The following is a 23,918-nucleotide window of genomic DNA, read 5'->3' as shown; positions in this document are numbered from 1 at the left end:
TCTTGGTGAATGCAAACGTGCCATTGGGGCCGGTACGGTGGTCGTCTGATTTTAATATTTCCTTTATCAAGAACAGGCTCACCTCCCTCATCGGCAATGAGGCGCTGTTAATTGGAGCCAATATGACCCTTCAGGTGGGTCAGGAGGTAGGCAGCTTTTATATGTATAAGCAAACGGGCATCTACCAATCGGACGATGAAGTGCCCGAATCGCTTTACAAAAACGGTGTGCGCGCTGGGGATGTCAGCTACGAAGACCTGGACGGCAATGGGGCCATCAACGTGTCGGACCGCCAGATCGTCGGGACAGCCAACCCGGATTTCTTCGGCGGCTGGAACAACAGCTTTTCCTATAAGAACTTCGACCTGGCCGTCTTTTTCACCTATTCGTATGGCAACGAAATTTATGCGAGCTACCGCACCAATACCGACCGCTTGGGAAGCAATTTCATGAACATGACCCAACGGGTGGCCAACGAACGGTGGACCGGGCCGGGGACCAGCAACACCACACCCCGGGCCATCTATGGAACCTCCTGGAACCACCAAAACTCCTCACGGTTCCTGGAGGACGGGTCGTATATACGGCTGCGCTCGTTGAACGTGGGGTACACACTGCCCACGGCAATGGCTGCAAAATGGGGCATGAAACGGCTACGGGTTTACCTGCAGGGAGATAATCTCCACTTGTGGACCAACTACCGGGGGTACGATCCCGAGGTGACCAACAACTTCGACCCGCAGTTTATTGGTCAGGACAATCTGATTCTTCCGCAATTGCGGAGCTTCAACGTAGGGGTAAATATTGGTTTTTAACAAAAAGCTAAAGAGACAATGTACAATAAAAAAACAATAACCAACGTCTTGGCTGTGCTGATGTTGGGATTCCTGGCTTCCTGCACGGAACTGGATTTTTATCCGCATACATCCGTTGCCCCGGAATCGGTAAGTGAACGCGATATGGATGCTTTGCTGCATGGTATGTACAACGCCGTGCAGAACAACCAGGGACGGGAGTCCTACATCATGTTCGATCTAGTCGGTGGAAACCTGATCGGGGCTTCCGGCGGTAGCGAACTGGCGTTCATCCGCAACATCATGCGGACCGACTACAACCTGGTCAACAACAACTGGAGCGGCCTATACCGGGCGCTGTACCAGGTGAACAATGTACTGAGCATCATGGCCGACCAACCGGCATCGGAGAAACGCGAGCGCATGGAAGGTGTAGCCCACTTTTTTAGAGCCTATATTTACTACAACCTGGTGACGCGCTGGGGCGACGTTCCGCTTATCCTGGAAAACACCACCGAACGGGTATCACGCGATCCCGCCGCCCAGGTGTGGCAGCAGATCGAAGCCGACCTAGCCGTCGCGCTTGAAAAAGCTCCCACCTATGAAGGCGACTATTACTACGTGTCGCAGCAGGCTGCACAAGCGCTCCTGGCGCGCATCCTCATCGGTCAGAACAAGATGGAAGCGGCCGCTCAGGCAGCCGAGGCGGTCATCGCGCTGCCGATGTTTTCGCTGGACCGGTTCGATAAGATTTTCCGGCACCAGCAGAACCGGGAAGAAATTTTCAGCTTCAAAAACCTGACGGAAGAATCCAGCATTACCCTCAGTACGCTCTTTTATACGTATGCGCACGATGTAAGTGGCTCGTATGTATATAAGCCTACCGATGCGGTGATGACGCTGTTCGATGAGGGGGACAACCGGAAAGATATCAGCATAGCCACCGTGAGTGCCCTCAATGTCATCAATAAATACCCGAGCGGGCAGACCGGAACGGACCCCTTCCCTGTCATCCGCCTGGCGGAAATGTATTTAATAGCTGCCGAGGCGAAAGGACTGGAAGGGCTTCCGCGCCTGAACGAGCTTCGGGAAGCGCGGGACCTTCCGGCTATCTATCCCACCACCGAGACGGCCTACCAAGAGGCGGTGGCTCTCGAACGTCGGCGGGAGCTGCTTGCCGAAGGGTTCCGTTGGTATGACCTGGTGCGCACCGGCAAGGCGGTGGAGGAACTCGGCATCGAGCCGTACCGAACCTTATTCCCCATACCGGATTACGAGCGGGAGGTAAATCCAAACCTTACACAAAACGATGATTATTAAGTAAATTAACCGTGCAAGCAATGAAAAAAATTAATCAATGTTTTCTTGTCGCCGCTCTCGCCTCCCTGCTCTTCGCCGGATGTGAGAAAAACGAGCAGAAACCCATACAGATTTTAGATCATACGCGCAGCGAACTGACCGTCCGCCTGCAGGAAAACAGTGGGCTGGTACATCGCGTTTACCGCGACACGACGATCGAGCTGTCGACCGGTGTTTCGGAAACGCATGTGCATTTGATGGACATCAACGGGCATAGCCTCCGCATCTTCATCCTGGAGGCCGATATGGACCAGCCGAAAGTGAAGCTGCACCCCCTGACGCCGAACGGCGAGGATGCGTATGCACGGCAGACCATCCCGGAAATGATCGGCTATGCGGAATCGGAGGGCCGGGTGCTTTTCGCAAGCAATGCCGACTTTTTCAACGGGACCACCGGCGAACCACGTGGTATCGTCTACAAATCGGGCGCGCCCATCCGGACGACTATGCCCGTAGGCTGGACATTCTTCGGCGTTAGCCGGTCGGGGGAGCTTATGATCGGCGACGATGTGGACTACGAACGGGAGAAAGCCAACATCTACCATGCGCTGGGTGGCCACCAGACGCTGGTAAAAAATGGAGAGACCGTTATCCATACCGATAACACCATCGAACCCCGCACGGCAGTGGGGTATACCTCCGATAACCACGTGTATTTTATGGTAGTGGATGGCCGCAAATACGATTACTCCTATGGCATCAGCTTTACCGATCTGGGGCAATTGATGCATGCCCTGGGCGTAACCGAGTCCATCAACCTCGATGGGGGTGGCTCGTCTACGTTCCTTGTCAACGACCCGGCAGATTCGGCCTACAAGGTACGCAACCGCACCTCAGATGGGGCGCCGCGTGCGGTCGCCAATGGGTGGGCGATTATCGCGGAATAACGAACAACCCATGCATGGCCCAACGATTGCCGAAGGTTCCGGCTCGTTGGGCCATCTTATTGACCGACGACACCACGGAGGAAAGGCAACAGGGAAGGTCATGGCCCGGCGGGGTGAGCGCAATCCATGCCGAGATGTGGGGCAGACACGGCAAATTTGGTTAGCTTTGCGCCACCATGGAGCACACACCCCCTTCGATCTATCGTTTGCCGTTCATCCTGCTCTGTCTGAGTTCGCTGCTTTTTTCCGCCAGCTTCAATATGCTGATACCCGAACTGCCCGCCTACCTCAGCAGCTTGGGCGGCGGTGAATACAAGGGACTCATCATCGCACTGTTTACACTCACTGCAGGGATCTCACGGCCATTCAGCGGCAAGCTGACCGATACGGTGGGCCGCGTGCCGGTAATGGCGGTGGGTTCGATGGTATGCTTTGTGTGTGGGTTCCTCTATCCGGTGCTATCCAGCGTGTCAGGATTCTTGTTCCTGCGCCTCATCCACGGGTTCTCCACGGGCTTTAAGCCCACGGCAACGGCCGCATACGTGGCCGACATCATCCCGCGCGAGCGCTGGGGCGAAGCGGCGGGCATGCACGGGCTGTGTTTCAGTCTGGGAATGGCCATAGGGCCGGCGGTGGGAAGCGCCATCAGCCAGGCTTACTCCATCAACGCGCTTTTTTATTGCTCCTCGGTATTCGCACTGCTCTCCATCGTGATCTTGATGAACATGAAGGAGACCCTCCCGCCACCGCAGCGGCAGCGGCTGCGGGCGTCGTCATTCCGCATTGCGCGCACCGACATCATCGACCCCCGGGTAATCCCGGCCGCCATCGTTACCCTGCTTTCCTACGTTGCCTATGGCGCTATCCTGACACTGATACCGGACTGGACAACGCACCTGGGCATATCCAACCGGGGCGTGTTTTTTGTGGCTTTCACGATATCGTCGGTGGCCATCCGGTTCTTCTCGGGCCGGCTCTCCGACCGGCATGGCCGCGTGGTCATCATCGAATATGGATTGGCGATTCTTATCCTGTCGATGGGCATCCTGGCATGGGGTGAAAGCCCTTTTTGGCTGGTTGTCGGGGCAGCGGTATACGGAATCGGCGGGGGCATCCTCTCGCCCGCCGTAAACGCATGGACCATAGACCTGAGCAACCCCCATCAACGGGGGAAAGCCATGGCAACCATGTATATTGCCCTAGAAGCTGGAATCGGGTTGGGCGCGCTGATAGCCGGATGGGCATACTACGACCACATCGGCCGCATCCCATACATCTTCTTCGGTACGATGGTCGTGGCCGCTTTTGCCTGGCTTTACCTACGGGGTTACAAGCAGCGTATGGAAACGGGTTGAAAAGGGAAAATCGAAGGCGGATAGACTGAAAACGAAAGGTCTCCAAACGGGGAGAATGGAGACCTTTACTAACCAATTATAAACCTAAATTATGATGACACAAAGATAGTGTACTTATTACACACTTCCAAATCTTTTTTACTTTTTTTCCTTGAGGCCATCTCCCCCCAAAACGGAAAACCACAGGATCAAGAAAAATCGGCTGCAATTCAATTAAAACTCGCCCGGAACGCCAGTGGATCGCGTTCTGCATTTGTTTTATCGCCGAAATGCCGCATATTTGCTATACAATAACAAGAAAAACCATGCACAGACCGCCCTTCCCCCTGCTCACCGCCGCCATCCTTTTCTTAGGCACGGCTTGTGGCCACCGTACCGCCGCACAACGGGATGCCACGCTGGCCACCGACACCGTAAACCTCAGCTATACGGTGGAAGAAGCCCCGGAATGGACACGGCTGTTTGACCGTACGTCGGGCTGGTTTGGTGCCGACGGCATTTTTTCGATACCGCTCCACGGCGTGGATACGCCGCAGTCTACCCAGGGCAGCCAAACGTTGCTGGTATTCAGCGATACCATGATCGGCGAGATTGAAGATGGTGAATTGCAGCCCGGCTCGGTGATGATCAATAATTCGGTGGCCATACTGGACGGGACGGCGCCCGATGGAAACCGTATCCGGTTCTTTTGGGACAGCGACAGCGCAGGGAAGCCCGCATCGGTATTCGTGCCGGAAACACCCCAAGCCCAACCCGGCGAGTATTATTGGCTGGGCGACGGATTCGTGAACCGGGAATTGAGCAATACGACGTATGTTTTTGGTTACCGGATCAGGCATACCGCCGCCGCTGTGTTCCCCTTTGAAGAGGTGGGAAATACACTGATTGCCATTCCGGCCGGGAGCCAGCCGCCTTTTAAGAACCATCGGCAGATGGATACGCCGTTCTTCATCCGCGATTCGGTGGACAGCCGCAACAACGGATCGTTCGGGGCAGGCATATTGGTAAACACCGCGGATGCGGGTACTCCAGCGCCGGACGGTTATGTGTACGTGTACGGTGTGCGTGGGCCGAAGAAGCATGTGCTGGTAGCCCGGGTAAGGCCCAAGGAGTTCGAGCAATTTGCCGCATGGCATTTTTGGGATGGAGCCGGGTGGAATACCGACATATATCAAGCGGCACCAATAGCCGACCGCGCATCGAACGAGCTCAGCATAACGCCGCTGCCAGACGGCCGGTATGCGCTTGTTTTCCAAATCGACGGAATCGGCACGACAGTGGGGTTGCGCATCGGCCTTTCACCGGCAGGGCCGTTCGGCCCCATCAAGGAATTATGGGATTGCCCCGAAGTGGGACAGAAGGGCTTATTCGTGTATAACGCGAAGGCGCATTTCAACCTGTCAGAAAAAGGTGAACTGCTCATCAGCTACAATGTGAATTCTTTCGATTTCCTATCGGACATCCAGAAAACGCCGAACCTTTACCGGCCGCGGTTCATCCGCGTGAAGTTTTTGTAAAGCAAAAGAAGATTTATTACTACCTTGGTACAACCAATTACAAAAAACGCCATGAAACTACTGACCTTCTTGTGGGCCAGCATGCTGCTTTCGTGCAACTGCTTTGCCCAAACCAAAGATTCATTATCCATAAGCGTGGTATACCAAACGGAACCGCACAGCCGAAATGCGCTGATAACGGTAAACGGGCACCCTGTGCCGAATACCGCAGTCGCATCCATGGCCCCCGACATGATCCATAGCGTGGACGTTTCAAAAAACGACACCATTGTCGGTGGGCATAGGTACAGCGGCGTGGTACGGATCGCGTTAAAGGATGGATATACACCTGCGTTCATTTCCCTTACCGCCCTCAAGAAGAAATACACTTCCCTCCAGCACGGACCCACGGTTTTCATGTTAGACAACCAACTGATCAGTGGCAACTACGACCAACTGATGGTGGATGAAAAATACATCCTGAAGATTGAAGTGAACCGCTTAAGTGATGCGGATGGGCGCCAGGATGTGAACGTCGTGAAGGTCCTCACCCGATCGGAAGAAAACATCCGGAAATCAAAGGAAATCCGCATTAGAGGCAATGCTTCCACCATAATACCAACCAATTACTATTCAGACGATTTCCGTTCGATAGACCAGCAGTTGGAAAGGCGCTAGTACGGATGTATCCAAACGGACAGCTGTATCCCTGCACTTTTCGTACTTTTAGGCCGTGGAATCATCGTTTCTTTGGCATGCATTAACTACCGGTGCAACAGCATTACAGGCATTCCTGCTGCTCACCAATATCCCCCGCGTGAACCGGCGGGCGAACCGGTGGCTGGGGTTGTTCTTTTTCTGTCTCGCTACTTTATTTGCGCAACAGGCCATTGAGGCGGCCGCACCGACGGACCGGAACCCGCTCGGCTGGCTCGTTCCTTTTTTGGAACTCCCCCGGTGGGCTACCTTCCCCTGCTTCTTTCTCGCTTTGGTTTATTTTGTAAACCCGACAGGCCCATCACGGACAGCTGTGTGGCATTTCATTCCCTTTTTCCTATTTTGCCTATACGCTGCATGCGTTATGTTCCCGAACAGGTATGCGGACAGTCAAGTCCCCTTTCATCTTCCGGCAAGCGCGGTGTGGGTCATCCGGCACCTGTTCCTCGGGCAGGCCCTCTTATACTGGGTGCTATCGTTCTTCCTCTTACGGCGCCACCACCGTCAAATCAAGCGATTTTCCGCGGCGGTGGAACAGATTGACTTGGCATGGATAATGTTCATTTTATTTGCCGTACTGGCCATGACCGCCCTTTGGCTGCTCGGCAAAAACTATCCGCCCATTGCGATGATGGTTCCCGCTGGATACTTCGCACTAACGGTATTCATGGCTTACCATGCGCTGGACCAAAAGGTTATCTATTCGGTCGACAACAATCGACTGGTTGAAGTCATGGAGGCGATAACCACGCCAGCTACACCATACGCCCGCCTGACCAACGAACAGGTGCAACTTCTGCAAAGCAAGGTGCACCAGCTCGTGATGGATAAAGAGCTTTTCCTCGATCCGATGCTCAATTTGCCATCGCTAGCCGAAAAGGTAGGCATAAGTACCCACGAATTATCTTTCGTGCTCAACCAAGGTTTCGGTAAGAATTTTTACCAATACATCAATGAACTCCGGATAGATGAAGCGAAACGGCTGCTGGTCCATCCGGATTTCCGCAACAAGGATATGGCCGGTATTGCGATATATGCAGGATTCAATTCCAGGACCACGTTCTACGCTGCATTTAAAAAGGTAACGGGTATGACACCCAAGGCTTATCTTTCCAGTCCGGAGAACTAAACACGTCCACTTGTATCCAGCCGAACAGCTTGTTCGACTCCAATGCTGACTATTGCCTCATCAAAAACGAAAATAAGATGAAAGCAAGAACAGCAAAAGGCATGGCGCTAAGCGCCGGGACACTCCTAACCTTTGGTTTATCGGCGTTGACCTATCAAGCGGCTGGCACGGAACATGCCTCCGCGGCCGTACAGACCACCATCAATGCTACCGACAGCGTGGCGTGGGATGCCCTTTCGGGATATTACCGATTCCCCAACCGGGCGGCACACATCCGTTTCTTCGAACGGGATGGGCAATTCGTTGCGCAACAGGTATGGGATGGCCGCGTATATCCGCTGCGTCCTACGGGTCCGCTTACATTCCAATCACAGGATGAGGCGTATAAGATTGAATTTATCGAAAGTAATGCCGGAAAAATCGATAAGGCCAAAATCCTTGGTCGTATCACCCTTGAAAAGGTTACCTACAACCCCGCCCAGTATGTAGCACTGAATGCGGAACAACTGAAGCCGCTGGTGGGAAAGTATCGGTTGGAAAAAGACCCTAACATGGAGCTACAGATCACGGTACGGGATGGCAAGTTGGCCTTAACACAACAATGGGATAACCAAACCATTCTCTTCGAGGCTTTCTCGCCCACGGTGTTCCTCAATGAGGAACTGACCTTTCCCCTAACGTTTATGGTGGAAGATGGTGTGGCCAAGAAACTCATCTGTTTCGAGTCAGACCAATGGGAAAGGGTAGCCTATGATTAACAGCAGATTCGGGACAGCGCTCTTTTGGGTGCTGCTTTGGCCGGCCTACGTTGCCGCGCAAAGTGTAGCCGATCCCGCTTTCGATTATGCCATCGCCCAGACCCGCTATGGCGAAAAAAAAGGCCCCCTCGTCTTATACGATGGGGGGCATAACAACCCGCTTAGCCTCAGGGGGCAATACGCAGCCTTTGGCCGCGTGTTGGAGGCCGACGGCTATCGGCTGGCAACGCATCACGGACAGCTCACGGCCGAGGCCCTCGCCGATGCCCGTATTTTTGTAACCGTGAATGCGATGCACGACCCGGAGAATCTGGACTTGCCCACGGGAAATGTCTACACGGACGAGGAAATCGAAACCCTATATGCGTGGGTGCACCAGCACGGCGGTTCGCTGTTCCTCATAACCGACCACATGCCGTGTGCCGGTTCGGTAAATAAGTTGGCAGCACGCTTTGGATTTAACCTCATCAACGGCTTCGCACAGCGGAAAGATGGCATGCCGGAAATTTTTTCGCGTAGACGGGGCAACCTCACCACCAATGCCGTGACGGATGCCGAGGGCGCTGTGATAGACAGCATACGCGTTTGGGGTGGCACGGGCTTCTTTCCGCCCCCGCGGGCGGTGATTATTTCGTCATTAGGAGATGACTATGAGGTGTTTCTCCCTACCCAGGCAGCGGAGATGAACAGCCCGGTCGCCGCCACCGTACCGAAAATCAGGGGCACGGGCTTAGTTAACGGGGCCATCTTGCCGTGCGGGCGTGGGCGGGTATGCCTTTTTGCGGACGGCGCACCGTTTACCGCTCAGCTGCAGGGCATAAAAAGCCGTAAGCGCGGAATGAACCACCCCGATGCGGCACAAAACAAGCAGTTTTTGCTGAATATCATTCATTGGTTGGATGCGCCTTAACCCATGGGGCGCCGCAGCCTGCTCGTGTTAGGTAGGCTGCTTCCTTTTTGTCACGACAGATGCGAAAGGATGTTCACGGTTTTACCGAAAGGGTCTTTCACGTAAAACCGCCGGACACCCCACGGCTCATCCACAATGCCATAGACTACCGAGAACCCTGCCTCCTGCATTTTCCGGTGTGTTTCGTCAACGTCATCCACCTCAATGGAAATATCGGGCACAGGTGTACCGGAACCGCCCTCTGTGGCGAAACTGATCTGTACCCGCATCGTGCTATCATTGCCATATGTACAAATCCAGGTTAAATCCATTAACGGTTCCAACCCTAGGATTTCACCGTAAAAATGCCGTGCGGCCTCCGTATTTTCCGTTGCGGTGTTTACCACGATTCGTCGCACTGCCATACGTCTTGGTATTTATCAACGTACAAAACTACGGAATTAACGCTAGCTAAGCCGGTATTTCTTTTTTGCGCGTCGTGAATGTGAATGCGCCCAGACCCTCAGACAAACGCATTTGACAGTTGCCGGATAACGTACGGTAGCAGGAGCAGTGCATTGAAGGACGGCTCATCGGTAAGCCAATGCCAGCCGTTTTCCATCCACCGATACAATCTCTTGTTCTCGTACCGATGCCTCAGGCATCCATTGGTAGTGCACCATGGTCTTCAAAATAACCCCCGATTGGCTCCACCGGCCCTCGTAGTTGGTATAGCTTACCGGTGGTGTAGCACACCAACCGGCAATCGCGCGTAACACGACATGACCGCCCGCTTGGATAACCATCCCCGGTCCGTCATCTTTCAATCGCGACACCCGGGTATATATGACTACATCCTCGTCATAACCCGTCTGCACCCAAGTGCCGAGCAGTGGATTGTCCGGATCGATCTTCAAATCTTCCTTGCTGCATGCGGTGAGTACCGCGAAACCGACAGCGAATGCGAATAGATAACGTTTTATTACGTGAGGCAACATAGCTTTATTGGTTATTTCTACAACGTAGACGTAAACCAACGGCGTTTCGCTACACCGGCGGAGGCAATATCCTAAAACAAGGAAAGTCCGGGGGATATGACCCCGGACTTTCCTTGTTTTCTAATGCCTTTATAACAAAGGGCTATTGTTCGAGATTAATGGTCTCCACATCAGAGACGACGCCGAACGCTACCGGTACGGTTTGTTCATAAACCGCCAGGCCCGATGCCTCATCGGGTTCTATGCGCAAGGTATAACTACCCTCGGAAAGCCCTTGGAGCAAAAAGAATCCATCTGCCTCGGGGATGGCACTCACCGTGTCCGTTTCATTGATGGCATACACGATGGGATTGGCATCCATCGGTTGTACCATGCCCTTGATCCTACCGTTGGTAAGCTGTGTAAACACACGGATAACGGGCTTCAGCTTATAGTCACCGTTGCCGGTCTGCACGATGGACCGCGCGGCATCCAAATCGGTCCAGAATTCATACGATCCGTTGGGGGCCAACTCTTGATGCACATTGAATTTAAGGCCGCTGGACTCGCCGGACGGCACCTCCAATGGATGCTCGACACCATCAATTACGATGGCATTGTCATCGCCAAGCAAAAAACGCACTTGCGACAGCCTGCCCACAGGGAGGGTAGTCCGAGCTAACAGCGTATCGGCGCCATTGCGGTAGTCGAGGATGTCGTATACACCCGGTACGATCGGATCCACCGATACCCATCCGGCCTCATCGGTGTGGAATTCGATGCCCTGTACGTCCAAGAGCAATCCGTCAAATGCAGCGGGTGCATCGGTCAAGCGCAAGCTGACTTCCGCCGTCTCACCCGAGTTGCTGGGGTTCTTTTCGCAGCCCGAAAAAAACAATAGGCCCAATACAGCGGTTAAGGTCAATAACGGGAGTACAACTTGTTTTTTCATTTTAATTTGTTTTCAATTATTTACTCGTTTTTCAGATAATCCTATTTAGATCTCGGTTCATTTAATATGTATCAGGTAATCGTACCTGAGGTGCTTTTTCCGCTGGCCGGGCGCATGGTCCCGTGCAGATTTCTTTCCACTGATTTTCTTCGCCTGCCCCGGGGGTACTTTGCCGCTGCGGCCCGCCGTACGGTGCATAGTGCAAGATCCGAGGAAAATGACAGCGGTGACTAATAATGCGATTAGCGATTTCATAACAATAACATGTTAGTTACACTTACCTATAAACAAAAGTCTAGCCTAAACGAAAACCAGCTAGTTTACAGCAATTTAGAAAAAAGGGCAGTGTATAGTTTTAGAGACATCGGCAACCGACCAGATGGGGCTTCACACTACGCTATCGGTGCCATCCGTAGTGGCTTGGAACGTGAATACGGTGTGTTCGGCAATGACCTCGCCATTGTTTATAATTGGCAACAATAATAGCCATAATTTCAGGCCATTGCATCTGCTTTTACCGAAGCTACCGACGTACATCGCTGTATGCCGACAGTAGGGCTTCCATCACAATCTCGCGTGCCACGTGGTCAAGGTGGAACGTAGTGGCGCCCTTTTCACCCCACTTATTGGGTACGGGGCGGATATTCGCAGGGTCAAGGGCACAGAATAATACCTGCTCAGATACCGTAAGGAAGATATTGGCGGTATTGTCCTTGGCGAGATAAGTGGCAAACATCCGCTTACCTATGACACGGAAACCGATGCGCTCGAAATGCGGGCGCTGCTCCGTCCCTTCAAAGGAAAGGGCCATAGTTATAAACGTTGAGCCATCTATCATGTGGTAAAGATAGAAACATCTACACGTTTTACCATCCCGGTTTACTATGTTTGTAAAACCGGGTGGTGGCTTGCCAGCGATAATGACCAAATGCCATGTTTAGCGAACTGGAAAAGAACTTCAGGCAACAGATAACGCTCTCCGACGACGAGCTTCAACGGGTAATGCGTCATTTCGTGCCGAAGAAACTCCGCCGGAAGCAATTCCTGCTGGAGGCCGGCGATGTATGTACCCGAATGGCGTTCGTATCAAAAGGTGCGCTTTTCTCCTACGCTACCACCGACAAAGGTTCCATCAACGTGGTGCAGTTTGCGTTCGAATCGTGGTGGATGGCCGACCTGTACAGCTTCTTCACCCAAGAGCCTTCCAAACTGGCTATCGAAGCGCTGGAAGATAGCGAACTACTTCTCCTCAAGTCGGATCGCCTGGAACCGCTGATGGCGGAAGTGCCGGCCGTAGAATCGTACCTGCGGATTCTGTACCAAAATGCTTACGTGGCCCTGCAACGCCGTATGGAAGAAACCCTCGGCCTCACGGCAGAGCAGCGATACAAACGCTTCATGCAACGACATGGCCACTTCTTACTGCGCGTACCGCAACACCTCATCGCGTCATACCTCGGCGTCACACCCGAAACCCTCAGTCGCATACGTAAGCAAGCGTTATAACCTTAAAACGGAAAGTCCTTGACATATATCAATGACTTTACTTATCATATATCATTGGGGTGGTCTTTTAACTACTGTACCTTTGTACCCTAACAAAGGAGGGATAAATATGAAAACGAAATTGACCATCGCCATCATCGGAAGCACCGGTAATATGGGTTCTGCGATTGCCAAATCCCTAGCCAAAGGGCGGAACAGGTTGATGCTTCTCGGCCGCGACGAAACAAAACTCAACACATTATACAACGACATCCACACACAGAACAACGATGCCGACGTGGAGATGGTCGGCTGTCCCAAAGATGCCAGCTGGGAGGCCGACATCGTTATCTTAGCGGTGCCCTATGCAGCAGAAGCGGCCGTAGCAGAGGAGATAAAGCCCTATGTAACCCAGAAAATCGTGGTCAGCATCGCCAACCCGATGAATGACACATTTGACAGCATGGTTACGCCGGCCGACTCCAGCGCGGCCCAAGAACTGCAGAAGCTCCTGCCCGACGCACAAGTGGTCAAAGCGTTTAACACGACCTATGCGGCTAACTTTGCCGAACCGGTCATCGGCGATAAACAAGCGGATGCATTTGTAGCCGGCGACGACGAGCTGGCCGTGCAAACTGTGGCCGGGCTCGTGGAGAGCATGGGACTCCACCCGGTGGTGGCCGGCAATCTAGCGACAAGCCATACACTGGAACACATGCAACTGCTGCTGATCCAGCTTACCGTGAAGAACGGGTATAACTGGCATGCGGGCTGGAAAATCTTGCACAATTAATTACTCAATTATTTTATAACGAAAACAAATGATCATCATGAAAAAAGGATTATTAGCAATTGCACTGCTTATCGCATCTACGGTTTTTGCGGCAGTGACACTCTGGACAAATGACAAGGCACACTCACAACTGCAATTCACCGTGTCGCATGTCGGGCTCAGCGATGTTTCGGGCACATTCAACGACTTTGATGTTAAGGTCAATGCGACCAAAGACGACTTCAGCGACGCGGTATTCGAATTGACGGCTCAGGTGGCCTCAATCGATACCCGCGTGGAAGCCCGCAACAACCACTTGAAAAGCGCGGATTTCTTTGATGCCGAGAAATACCCAGCCATCACCTATAAGAGCACGGCCATCAAAAAGAAGGGCAAAAACAAGTATAAGCTCACGGGCGACCTGACCATCCACGGTGTTACCAAATCGGTAACGATGGACCTGCGGTACCGCGGTAAACTGGTAGACGAAAAGACGGGCAAGGAAACCGTAGGCTTCCAACTCACCGGCGAAATCAAGCGTTCCGACTTTAACGTAGGCGCTGGATTCCCCGACCCGATGATCAGCGACATCGTGCGCATCAAGGCCGATGGCGAATTCGTGAAGCAGTAAACAGCGACACAACAACCTTTGCTGGCGGATTGCTGGCCTCGTGTACGACACGGGGCCGTGTCCGCCTTCTAGTTTATTTATTGTAATAAAGAAGTTTCTGAAAATTATGGCAGTACCAGTAGGGGCTGCAATGGGGCTGAATAGCCTCAGAGGCCTTAAAGATAGTCTTCCCGCCACGACCAAGATGCCCGTGCTATTCATCGGCCATGGCTCGCCCATGAATGGGATATTGGACAACACGTATAGCCAAGGCTGGGTGGATATGGCGAAACAGCTTCCCCAGCCCAAGGCCGTGCTGGTCGTGTCTGCACATTGGGAAACCAAGGGAACCTTCATTACCGCGATGGATAATCCAAAAACCATCCACGACTTCGGGGGCTTCCCCAAGGAGCTGTATGACGTACAATATCCGGCTCCCGGCAATCCCAAGCTGGCTGCCGAAACCGCCAAGATGATACAGTCCGTGCCAGTTGGGCTGGATCATGAATGGGGGCTCGACCATGGTGCCTGGACAGTTGTACGCCACATGTATCCCGACGCCCGCGTACCGGTGTTGCAACTGAGCATGGATTATAGCAAAGGTCCGCAACATCATTACGATCTGGCCCGTGAGCTCCACGAGCTGCGCCACAAGGGCGTGCTCGTAATCGGTAGCGGCAATATGGTGCACAACCTCCGCATGGTGGCGTGGGACAAACTCGACCACGACTATGGTTTTGACTGGGCGTTGCAGATGAACGAAACATTCAAGCAGTTGATTGCCGATCGCGACCATCGGCGCCTGATCAATTACCAGCAGCTAGGGCGCGAAGCCCAACTGGCCATACCTACCCCGGAACATTATCTCCCGCTGCTTTATACACTCGGACTGGCAAGCACGCATGATGAGCTATCGTTCTTCAACGATAAGCCGGTAGGCGGCTCCCTGACGATGACGTCTGTCAAAATCGGCTGACGGCTTGCGAAGACGAGCACTGAGGCTACTGGATTTTCGTATATTGCGGCGCACTAACGCGTTATGGCACGTCCACAACTGGTATACAAAACAGGCATTGCCGTAATCGGGGCGGGACAGGCGGGGCTTTCTTCAGCTTTCCACCTCAAACAACTGGGTCTGGTCCCGGGACATGATTTCGTGGTGCTGGACCAGTCGCCCCAACCGGGTGGCGCCTGGCAATACCGATGGCCTTCGCTTACGCTCAGCACCGCAAACCGCATACACGACCTCCCGGGCCTTCCTTTCGCCGAAACCGTAACAGACACACGCGCTGAGGAGGTACCGGCCAATAGTGCCGTCCCTCAGTATTTCGATGTGTACGAGCGGAAATTCGGCCTCCTCGTCTATCGCCCAGTAAAGGTAATCGTGGTATGCGAGCGCGAAGGGCACCTGCGCATCGAAACGGACAAAGGTATGTTCTCGGTCCAGGGAATCATCAATGCTACCGGTACGTGGGATAAACCGTACATCCCTGAATATCCAGGCGCATCACTATTCGAAGGTACCCAACTGCATACCCGGGATTACCATACGGCGGCTGATTTCGCAGGCAAGCATGTGCTGATTGTGGGCGGCGGTATCTCGGCTGTCCAACTGCTTGACGAAATCTCACAAGTAACGGAAACCACGTGGGTAACCCGCCGACCGCCAGTGTTCGAGCCGGGCCCTTTTACCCCCGAGCGGGGACGCGCGGCCGTAGCCATGGTCGAAGAACGCGTGCGGCAGGGATTACCGCCTGCATCGGTGGTATCGGTAACCGGTCTGCCCGTCACACCGACGGTTGAAGCCATGCGCAAGCGCGGTGTATTGAACCGCCATCCGATGTTCAGCGAGATCATACCTTCGGGGGTACGCTGGCCTGACGGCCGTACGCTAGAAGCAGACGTCATCCTCTGGTGCACGGGTTTCCGCAGCTCGCTCGACCACCTCATGCCACTGATGCTGCGCGAAGCGACCGGGGGCATCACTATGGCGGGCCGACTGGCTACCCTGGTGGCCAAAGACCCGCGCATACATTTAGTGGGTTATGGCCCATCGGCATCCACCATCGGCGCCAACCGCGCAGGGCGGGCAGCGGCACAGGAGCTTACCGATTACCTAGGCATGGGTAAATGACCCGTCATAGTTTGATAATGCCGCGAAATTGATATTTTTACAGCCACAACAATTTAACAGACAATGGCATCAGGTTTTTTTGCGGTTTTAGACGATATTGCAGCATTGATGGATGACGTGGCCGTGACCAGTAAAATCGCCACGCGCAAAACCGCGGGTATTTTGGGAGACGACCTCGCGGTAAACGCGGAAAAAGCAACGGGATTCCTGGCATCGCGCGAGCTACCGGTACTGTGGGCCATCACAAAAGGTTCTTTTTTAAACAAGCTGATCATCATCCCCGTGGCCTTGCTGTTGAATGCCCTTTTTCCGGCGGCCATCAAAGTGGTCCTCGTCATGGGCGGGTTTTACCTGGCATACGAAGGCGTGGAAAAGATCATCGAGTTTGTATTCCATCGGCAGAAAAAAGGACACGAAGTAATCGAAGAGCAGCAGGAGCAACCGGTCGATGCCGAGAAAACGAAAATCAGATCGGCCGTCACCACCGATTTCATCCTATCGGTGGAGATTGTCATCATCGCCCTCGGCACGGTGCTCGACAAAAGCCTGTCTATCCAGATACTGACCGTCTCGGTGGTTGCCCTGTTGGCAACGGTAGGTGTATACGGCATCGTGGCCCTCATTGTGCGCATGGACGATGCCGGGCATCGCCTCATCAAACATAGCAACGAGAGGGGAGGGTTGTTTGTACTGGGAAACTTGTTGGTGAAATCGCTGCCAATCGTCATCAAGAGCCTGGCGGTAATTGGCACTATCGCCCTGCTTTTGGTCTCGGGTGGTATCTTTATCCACAACATCGACTATTTCCACCATATATTGCCCAACGTACCGTCCATTGTCAAAGAATTGGCACTCGGCATAGCCGGCGGGCTGGTCGCTGTGGCATTGGTGAGTGCGGGGAAGTGGATATTTGGCAAACGATAGCATCTGCATTGCCGGAAATACCGAGATAAATCGACCGGAAATTATTGCTATCTTTGTTAGTTGAGAAACCACTAGATATCAGGGATGTTATCCAAGAAAACGAAATACGCCATCAAGGCACTGATTGTATTAGGCCGGAATTACGGTAAGGAACCCATGCAGATCCAGCGTATCGCGGAGGCTGAACGTATTCCCAAGAAGTTCCTCGAACAGATCCTGCTGGAGATGCGCAATGCAGGCATCCTGTACAGCAAAAAAGGAGCAGGAGGCGGCTACAGCCTCAATAAGGCCCCGGAAGACATCCGCCTGTCGCAGGTGATGCGCCTCATCGATGGGCCCATCGCACTGCTGCCCTGCGTAAGCCTCAATTTCTACCGCAAATGCGATGAGTGCAAAGAAGAGGAAGTATGTGGTATCCGCGATACCTTTGTCGACGTGCGTGATGCCATGCTGCAGATCCTCAACGACACCAGTGTAGCCGACATCATCAGCAAGGAAAAACGGCTATCGCTAGACTGATTACTGGAAGTACCCGTCCTTTTAAACGGCGTGCGGCCGGGGTTTACCCAAGGACGAGGTGGCCCACAGCATCAACCAGGTGAGCAAGCCGTTGTAAATAATCAACTCAAAGCCCACAGCATAGGCCGTATAGGGCACCACGACGTACGTATTGGCCACGTAGCAAAGGAGGGGCGACAGTACGCAGATGTAAGGTACAAGCCGATCGGCCACCGGCAGCTTGGTGAGGATACCGAAAGCGAACAGCCCCAACAGCGGTCCATAGGTGTAGCTGGCCGCGGTAAAGATCGCATTGACCACGGAATCGTCATTGATGACCCTGAACACCAAGATAACCAACAACATCACAATCGAAAAACCAAAATGCACGCGGTTGCGCGTGCGTACCAGTGCGCGGTCGTTGGGATCTATTTTCTTATTGAAATTGAGGAAGTCGACGCAAAAGGAAGTGGTGAGCGCCGTGAGTGCCGAATCGGTAGTGGCAAATGTCGCCGCGGTGAGGCCCATCATGAACACAATACCGGGCACAATGGCCAAGTGGTGGAGGGCTATCTCCGGGTATAGGTAATCCGGCGTAGGCATATTCGCCAGATCTATCCCATTCTGGCCAGCGTAGATATATAACAGCGCCCCTACGGATAGGAAAAAGAGATTGATGACCACGAAGATACCCGTAAAGGTGAGCATATTTTTCTGCGCCTCACCAATCGTTTTCATACTTAGGTTCTTCTGCATCAAGTCTTGGTCCAGCCCGGTCATAGCCACCGTAACGAAGATACCACCAAGGAAATGTTTCCAGAAATGGATGCGGTCGCCCAATAGGTCATCCCAAAAGAAAATCTTCGAGTAGCTGCTTTCCTTTACCGTCTCGATGGTCTCCAACAAGCTCAAACCCAAGCTATCGGCCATGAAATAGATGGATAAGATGACCGCCAATACCAAAAAAAAGGTCTGCATCATGTCTGTGATGATGATGGTCTTTAGCCCGCCCTTGTTGGTATATAACCAGATGAGCAGCAAGCACAGTGCGATGGTAACGGCAAAAGGGACATTCCACGCGTCGAAAATAAACCATTGCAAAATGATAGCCACCAAATAGAGGCGGAAAGCCGAGCCGATGGTGCGCGATATCAGGAAAATCATGGCACCCGTCTTATAACTCCTGTGGCCAAGGCGCTCCTCCAGGTACGTGTAGATGGAGGTGAGGTTCATGCGGTAATACAGGGGCAGCAGCACATAGGCGATGATGATAAATCCCACCGCATTACCGAGGATAAACTGGAAATAGCCGAAGTCACTATTACCCACTGCGCCCGGCACGGAGATAAACGTTACACCCGACAGGGCGGTGCCAATCATGCCGAATGCCACCATATACCACTTGGCACTACGGTTGGCTACGAAAAAAGTGGCGTTATCGGCCGACTTGCGCGAGGTGAAGTACGCCACGCCAAGCAACAGACTGAAATAAACCACCAAAAAAAGAAGGAGGACTGAAGGGGTCATGCCGATATGGAATTTAATGGTCCGTTACGCGGGAGTGTTCAATGGCTTTGCGCACGCTGCCGTGTTTTTCGAGTAAATCCGAGGCGGTTTGCGCATCGATGCCGGTTTCTTCCATAATGATGCGGATACCCCGGCTGAATAGTTTGTTGTTGGTCAGTTGCATATCGACCATCTTATTTCCCTTTACGCGGCCCAATTGGATCATCACCGTGGTGCTGACCATATTGAGTACGAGCTTTTGGGCAGTACCGGCTTTCATGCGGGTAGAGCCCGTAACAAACTCGGGCCCCACGATGACCTCGATGGGATACGTTGCGGCCTCGGCTATAGAGGTGCCTGCGTTACAGACAATACATCCGGTAACGAGTCCAGCCGCATTGGCTTGTTTAAGGGCACCAAGAACATAAGGTGTGCCACCGGATGCGGCGATGCCCACCACCACATCTTTGCTGTTGATACCATGCTCTTGCAGGTCGATCCAGGCTTGTTCCACATCGTCTTCTGCAAATTCAACGGCTTTTCGGATGGCTGTGTCGCCGCCGGCGATGATGCCGATGATCCAGTCGTAGGGCACCCCGAATGTGGGTGGGCATTCCGAAGCATCGAGGATGCCTAACCGACCGCTGGTACCGGCACCGATGTAAAACAACCGCCCTCCCGCTTTCATGGAAGCCACCGTGGCTTCGATAAGGCGCTCAATCTGGGGGATAGCCCGCTGTACGGCTGTTGCCACTGTCTGATCTTCATTGTTGATGTTGACCAACAACTCGCCTACGGTCATCTGGTCTAAATGCTGATAATTTGATTCTTGCTCCGTCGTATTTGTCATCTCGCTCTCATTGTTATATAGTAATCGGCAACGCACCCGGTGTCCGTAGACTATTCCGTCTCGCCATTGTCCGTCATTTTGCTTTTGGGCAACTAAAATGTCGTTAAAGTAAAGAAAAAACGATTAAAGATTACCGAAATAATTCATCTATCCGTTTTAACACTACTTTTTTGACCGCGCCTCCTCACGCGCTTGCTGCTCTTTAGCCGCCAATAGGTAAATCAGCGACGCCGTGCCATCCATGGTCGGCTCGTTGGTACTGTAATCGCCATAGTCGTCGTGGTACACGGCCAAGTCCGATTGGAACGGCGCATGCGCATCGGGCTTGGTGAGCCGGATACCGATAAGATTGCTGAATATGCTGCCAAATACCGGGCCATCCACCAACCCGCCGTCTATCGGATAACGATCCAAGTGGGTGAAGGCCGAATGGGGATCGGTGGGGGTATCACCCCACGCCGGCAGGCCATACACCATGCTCGTGCCCCACGGGTTGCAACCGAAGAGCCAATCGAAGTTGGCTTGCTCCAATTGGGCGAAGGTATCATCGTTTGCCAGCTCTCGGTACCATTGGCATTGGATGGCGAAGGCTGTGGTAAGGTTGTTGCTGCACCAGATGAAGGGTACCCCGCGGTAAAATGCATTCTGCCCGGCACGCGCCCATACCTGTTCGATACCCTCGCGGTAATAGGCGACTACCTCTTCTCGCCGATGACCTTCCAGGTGCCGAGCCAGCTCACGATGCCCTAAATTGATAAAGGGATACCACTGATAATGTGCCGCGGTGTCGCTCGCCATCCACGGCGTTACGGGTTCCCGCTTCGCATAGCTAAGCGCCTCATCCAGGAACCGCTTACTGCCGGTGGCTTGCCACTGGGTGGCTGCGGCCAGGGCCATATCATCCACCCAATTGTCTTCGGCATAGATGTAGGGCGATTTCACCGAAGCCGTCTGCGTAACGCCTGGCTTCTTGTTGGCAAAAGCATATGCGGTGGTGGCCTTGTTGCGCAGCAACTGGGCATATGCATGGTCTACCTGCTCGAAGACCGTGCTGCCCAAATTGAAGGCACTCGTGAATTTGGCCGCGGTAGAGCTGGTGCCCGTGGTATGGTTCATGAACTTGCCGCGCTGCTGCGGCTCTCCGCTCACAAAGTACACCGGTCGTTCGTAACCACGGCCATAAAAGTCGTCTTCGCCCGGCATGCGCATGCCTGCGTGGTCCCTATCGTCTGCAATCTGATTGAACAGGAGGTGGGGTTGGGGATGCATTTTCAGCAGCCAGTCCAGCCCCCATTTGGCTTCGTCCAGCACGTCGGCCACTTGATTGGCGCCATTCAGGCCATTGGCTTGCTTATGGTCTTGGAACACATCTGGAAAATCGTGGTATGCGGCCAATAGGTGATACGTGGCATTGGCGGAGGTGGTGGCATATTGCAAATAGTCGGATGCATCGTGCCAGCCGCCGGCCACATCGATGTGCGTGCTATCGGGTAAGCCTGCGCCGGCAGCATACAGCGTAAACCCATCGTGCGTATGGCAACTATCCTGTAGGAACGGGTTGAACAGCGTGCGCTGCTGCCGCATATAGCGAAGCGCGAAATCGGCCGCACCATCGTACACGTTGGCCGCAATGCGGAACTGCGGCGAGCGTGCGCCACCCACTTCGAGGTAGTACGTACCGGTATCGGCATGTGCCGAAAAATCAAGCCGGTAAGAGGTACGGAACGGTCCGTAGGCCCCGAAATTCTCGCCGGTACGCGCGCTATAGACCGTTTCGCCGGTTTGCGCATCGATAAGCGCAAACTCGCGAAAGCGCTGCTTACCTTTGCTGCCCAATACAGCCACTTTGATGCCCAAGGGGGTGTAACCCAATTGGTTGATGCGGATCCAAGCCCGCTTTTCGGGGTCGCCGTAGGTTAAGCAGACCACCTTTCCATCCATGGTACTGGCTACCAGCTGCCCTTTGAGTGGGAGCATGGGGTTTACCATGGCATTGGACAGTTTATACTGCCATACCACCGCGCCGCTGGCGGCGTCGAGGCCGCTCACCAATCCGGAATGGCTGGGCACGAACACCTGCCCATCGTTGGCGGCAAGGGCCGAGGGGGTAAGTTCGTAAGGCAACTGCAGTGCCGAAGTCCAGTCGATCCGCATGGTATCTGCCGTGGTGGAAACACCAAGCACCTCGCCATCCATGGTTTTCACATACACGAGCTTGCCATCTTCAGATAAGCCCATGGATTCGCGGACACGGATACTGTCGATTTTCTTGCGCCATACCTCTGCACCCGTACGTGCATCCAACGCGGTCATATACCGATCGGGCGCCACGATAAACACGCGGCCATTGGCGCCCACGGGGTAGCATGCCGCCGGTGAAAGCATACGGCTTGAAGCGCCGTTGGACCACTCCCATTTTAGCTGGCCATCGGCCGGATCGATCGCGTAGAAACCGTTGCCCCACGAACCGAAATACAACGTATGGTCATACAGAAGCGGTTTGCCAGACACGTAGCCTTTCACCGCATCGAACGACCAGCGCAGCTGGCCCGACTTGATGTCGATGGCGCGGAACACGCCATCGGAAGCACCGATATAAGCGACGCCTTTGTGCACTAACGGCGAACCCAGCACCGCTTTTTCCGTAGCGTACTGCCACTGCTCCTTCCCTGTTTTGGCGTCCAGCCCGTAGATGTAGCGGTCGGTAGAGCCTACCACTACGTAGTCTTTCCACACCGCGGGAGTGGAGTATACCTTGCCACCCGTTTGAAAAGCCCACACCTTGTGGCCGGTCTGCGCATCGAGCGCATAAACCTGCCCAGCGGTATTGGCTGTTATCACGAGTTGCTTGTAAGCGGCGAGTCCGGCACCGATATCGCTATCGTCTTGGAACGACCATGCTTCGCGCACAGCGGCATGCCGCGTATTCACGTCGTAGCTGGGCCGGTGATAGTAGCGGCGTTCCGACTTGAAATGGTGGTTTACCAAGGGAATGGTCGCCCAGGCAGGTTGGGTGCCTACGCCGGGATTGCGTTCTTGGTAAATAGCGCGGCCGTTGCCGATGGTAACGATGTTGTAACCACCTACGGTATCTTTAGCCCGCAGGTTGGAACGACCCATGATGCCGGGGATACCCTCGAAGTCGTATGGTTTGTTCTGATGCCCGTGGCCACAGAAAAAGAGTTGCACATTGCGCGTCTTTACACGGTCGAGTGCTTCGAACCAGTTGTTGAGTGACGAGTCTTGCGGGTAGTGGTTCACATAGATGAGCGGCATATCCACATCGGGATGCGCGGCGAAGAGGGAATCCATCCAAACCAGGTTTTCGCGGGGTACCTGGCCGGGGCTCATGCGCATGTTGGGGCCCGAGTTGGTACCCACAAAGAAGTACCCCTTGTGCACGAAGGCAAAGGTTTCACCACCGAACACCTCACGGAAGCTGTTGCCTCCGCTTTCGGACCAGTTGGTATCGTGGTTGCCCGGAATAACATGCCAGGGGATGTTGAGGCTATCCAATATCCGCTTGGCCAGCAAAAGCTCCTCATCCGAGCCGAACTCGGTGACGTCGCCCGACAGGATAACGAAGTCGAGGTCGGGATTGGCATTGATATCGGCTACCGTACGCCGCAGGTCGTCCGCGCCCGTGGCGCTGCCCACATGCGTATCGGTGACGTGCGCAAATTCGAAGGGCTGGGCATGCGCGGTCAGTACCGTCAACAGCACCAGCACCTTCAACAGCGCCATTGGTTTTAATAGATAGGATCGTTTATTAGCCGTCATCTGCTCGCTCATCTGCCTTTAGCAAGGTCGCCCCGTTAAGGGCGAC

The 23,918-nt window shown here is 53.7% G+C and carries 26 protein-coding genes; 18 read left to right on the top strand and 8 right to left on the bottom strand.

Annotated elements, in window-relative coordinates:
* Positions 1–5 precede the first annotated feature (5 nt).
* From ACO1NT_RS06040 to ACO1NT_RS05995, 10 genes are all read left to right on the top strand, one after another.
* Positions 6–815 carry a hypothetical protein gene (locus ACO1NT_RS06040; RefSeq protein ID WP_449047526.1) on the top strand — a complete coding sequence of 270 codons (810 nt, stop codon included), beginning with the start codon at positions 6–8 and terminating at the stop codon, positions 813–815.
* An 18-nt stretch (positions 816–833) separates the two neighbouring features.
* Entirely contained in the window at positions 834–2,114 is a 1,281-nt protein-coding gene (locus ACO1NT_RS06035; RefSeq protein WP_449047525.1) for a RagB/SusD family nutrient uptake outer membrane protein, read from the top strand.
* Positions 2,115–2,134: 20 nt separating this feature from the next.
* Entirely contained in the window at positions 2,135–3,040 is a 906-nt protein-coding gene (locus ACO1NT_RS06030; RefSeq protein ID WP_449047524.1) for a phosphodiester glycosidase family protein, read from the top strand.
* A gap of 14 nt (positions 3,041–3,054) precedes the next feature.
* Complete coding sequence (locus ACO1NT_RS06025; RefSeq protein WP_449047523.1) at positions 3,055–3,204, top strand: hypothetical protein; 150 nt, start codon at positions 3,055–3,057, stop codon at positions 3,202–3,204.
* Between the two features lie 12 nt (positions 3,205–3,216).
* Entirely contained in the window at positions 3,217–4,395 is a 1,179-nt protein-coding gene (locus ACO1NT_RS06020; RefSeq protein WP_449047521.1) for an MFS transporter, read from the top strand.
* Between the two features lie 305 nt (positions 4,396–4,700).
* The gene (locus ACO1NT_RS06015) at positions 4,701–5,912 is read left to right on the top strand and encodes a DUF4185 domain-containing protein (protein WP_449047520.1); all 1,212 of its coding nucleotides are present in this window, start codon (positions 4,701–4,703) and stop codon (positions 5,910–5,912) included.
* Between the two features lie 51 nt (positions 5,913–5,963).
* The gene (locus tag ACO1NT_RS06010) at positions 5,964–6,569 is read left to right on the top strand and encodes a hypothetical protein (RefSeq protein ID WP_449047519.1); all 606 of its coding nucleotides are present in this window, start codon (positions 5,964–5,966) and stop codon (positions 6,567–6,569) included.
* A gap of 55 nt (positions 6,570–6,624) precedes the next feature.
* The gene (locus tag ACO1NT_RS06005) at positions 6,625–7,737 is read left to right on the top strand and encodes a helix-turn-helix domain-containing protein (protein ID WP_449047518.1); all 1,113 of its coding nucleotides are present in this window, start codon (positions 6,625–6,627) and stop codon (positions 7,735–7,737) included.
* A gap of 77 nt (positions 7,738–7,814) precedes the next feature.
* Complete coding sequence (locus ACO1NT_RS06000) at positions 7,815–8,495, top strand: hypothetical protein (protein WP_449047517.1); 681 nt, start codon at positions 7,815–7,817, stop codon at positions 8,493–8,495.
* Complete coding sequence (locus ACO1NT_RS05995) at positions 8,488–9,405, top strand: hypothetical protein (RefSeq protein ID WP_449047516.1); 918 nt, start codon at positions 8,488–8,490, stop codon at positions 9,403–9,405. The genes ACO1NT_RS06000 and ACO1NT_RS05995 overlap by 8 nt, the downstream gene beginning before the upstream one ends.
* Before the next feature lie 50 nt (positions 9,406–9,455).
* On the opposite strand, the gene ACO1NT_RS05990 is transcribed toward ACO1NT_RS05995, so the two are convergent.
* The 4 genes from ACO1NT_RS05990 to ACO1NT_RS05975 form a co-directional block, all read right to left on the bottom strand.
* Positions 9,456–9,809 (bottom strand): glyoxalase superfamily protein, encoded by a 354-nt coding sequence (locus tag ACO1NT_RS05990; protein WP_449047515.1) that lies wholly within the window; start codon positions 9,807–9,809, stop codon positions 9,456–9,458.
* Between the two features lie 165 nt (positions 9,810–9,974).
* A complete protein-coding gene (locus tag ACO1NT_RS05985; RefSeq protein ID WP_449047514.1) occupies positions 9,975–10,382 on the bottom strand; it encodes a hypothetical protein in 408 nt (135 codons plus the stop codon).
* Between the two features lie 142 nt (positions 10,383–10,524).
* The gene (locus ACO1NT_RS05980; protein WP_449047513.1) at positions 10,525–11,313 is read right to left on the bottom strand and encodes a DUF4382 domain-containing protein; all 789 of its coding nucleotides are present in this window, start codon (positions 11,311–11,313) and stop codon (positions 10,525–10,527) included.
* A gap of 57 nt (positions 11,314–11,370) precedes the next feature.
* The gene (locus ACO1NT_RS05975; RefSeq protein ID WP_449047512.1) at positions 11,371–11,568 is read right to left on the bottom strand and encodes a quinol oxidase subunit 4; all 198 of its coding nucleotides are present in this window, start codon (positions 11,566–11,568) and stop codon (positions 11,371–11,373) included.
* A 90-nt stretch (positions 11,569–11,658) separates the two neighbouring features.
* Between ACO1NT_RS05975 and ACO1NT_RS05970 the strand changes: the two genes are divergently transcribed.
* Positions 11,659–11,796 carry a hypothetical protein gene (locus tag ACO1NT_RS05970; RefSeq protein WP_449047511.1) on the top strand — a complete coding sequence of 46 codons (138 nt, stop codon included), beginning with the start codon at positions 11,659–11,661 and terminating at the stop codon, positions 11,794–11,796.
* Positions 11,797–11,836: 40 nt separating this feature from the next.
* Here the strand turns inward: ACO1NT_RS05970 and ACO1NT_RS05965 are convergent, their stop codons facing one another.
* On the bottom strand, positions 11,837–12,124 hold the full coding sequence (locus ACO1NT_RS05965) for an MmcQ/YjbR family DNA-binding protein (RefSeq protein ID WP_449047510.1): 288 nt from the start codon (positions 12,122–12,124) through the stop codon (positions 11,837–11,839).
* 122 nt (positions 12,125–12,246) lie between these two features.
* Here ACO1NT_RS05965 and ACO1NT_RS05960 point away from each other — a divergent pair, with 122 nt between their 5' ends.
* From ACO1NT_RS05960 to ACO1NT_RS05930, 7 genes are all read left to right on the top strand, one after another.
* Positions 12,247–12,819 carry a Crp/Fnr family transcriptional regulator gene (locus ACO1NT_RS05960; RefSeq protein WP_449047509.1) on the top strand — a complete coding sequence of 191 codons (573 nt, stop codon included), beginning with the start codon at positions 12,247–12,249 and terminating at the stop codon, positions 12,817–12,819.
* Positions 12,820–12,928: 109 nt separating this feature from the next.
* Positions 12,929–13,591: an NADPH-dependent F420 reductase gene (locus tag ACO1NT_RS05955; RefSeq protein WP_449047508.1), complete on the top strand. Its 663-nt coding sequence runs from the start codon at positions 12,929–12,931 to the stop codon at positions 13,589–13,591.
* A 37-nt stretch (positions 13,592–13,628) separates the two neighbouring features.
* Entirely contained in the window at positions 13,629–14,201 is a 573-nt protein-coding gene (locus tag ACO1NT_RS05950; protein WP_449047507.1) for a YceI family protein, read from the top strand.
* A gap of 106 nt (positions 14,202–14,307) precedes the next feature.
* On the top strand, positions 14,308–15,156 hold the full coding sequence (gene ygiD, locus ACO1NT_RS05945; protein ID WP_449047506.1) for a 4,5-DOPA-extradiol-dioxygenase: 849 nt from the start codon (positions 14,308–14,310) through the stop codon (positions 15,154–15,156).
* A gap of 63 nt (positions 15,157–15,219) precedes the next feature.
* Positions 15,220–16,314, top strand: coding sequence for an NAD(P)-binding domain-containing protein (locus tag ACO1NT_RS05940; RefSeq protein ID WP_449047505.1), 1,095 nt, complete (start codon positions 15,220–15,222; stop codon positions 16,312–16,314).
* Positions 16,315–16,377: 63 nt separating this feature from the next.
* Positions 16,378–17,238 (top strand): DUF808 domain-containing protein, encoded by an 861-nt coding sequence (locus ACO1NT_RS05935; protein ID WP_449047504.1) that lies wholly within the window; start codon positions 16,378–16,380, stop codon positions 17,236–17,238.
* A gap of 84 nt (positions 17,239–17,322) precedes the next feature.
* Positions 17,323–17,757 carry an RrF2 family transcriptional regulator gene (locus ACO1NT_RS05930; RefSeq protein WP_449047503.1) on the top strand — a complete coding sequence of 145 codons (435 nt, stop codon included), beginning with the start codon at positions 17,323–17,325 and terminating at the stop codon, positions 17,755–17,757.
* Positions 17,758–17,778: 21 nt separating this feature from the next.
* Here ACO1NT_RS05930 and ACO1NT_RS05925 read toward each other — a convergent pair whose 3' ends face one another.
* From ACO1NT_RS05925 to ACO1NT_RS05915, 3 genes are all read right to left on the bottom strand, one after another.
* A complete protein-coding gene (locus ACO1NT_RS05925; protein WP_449047502.1) occupies positions 17,779–19,263 on the bottom strand; it encodes a sodium:solute symporter in 1,485 nt (494 codons plus the stop codon).
* 13 nt (positions 19,264–19,276) lie between these two features.
* Positions 19,277–20,092 carry an N-acetylmuramic acid 6-phosphate etherase gene (gene murQ, locus ACO1NT_RS05920; RefSeq protein WP_449047501.1) on the bottom strand — a complete coding sequence of 272 codons (816 nt, stop codon included), beginning with the start codon at positions 20,090–20,092 and terminating at the stop codon, positions 19,277–19,279.
* A 162-nt stretch (positions 20,093–20,254) separates the two neighbouring features.
* Positions 20,255–23,884: a glycoside hydrolase family 9 protein gene (locus ACO1NT_RS05915; RefSeq protein WP_449047500.1), complete on the bottom strand. Its 3,630-nt coding sequence runs from the start codon at positions 23,882–23,884 to the stop codon at positions 20,255–20,257.
* Positions 23,885–23,918 lie beyond the last annotated feature (34 nt).

This window comes from Parapedobacter sp. (assembly GCF_053550995.1).
The sequence above is the reverse complement of the archived record's forward strand: the minus strand, read 5'-3'. Positions and strand labels throughout refer to the sequence as shown.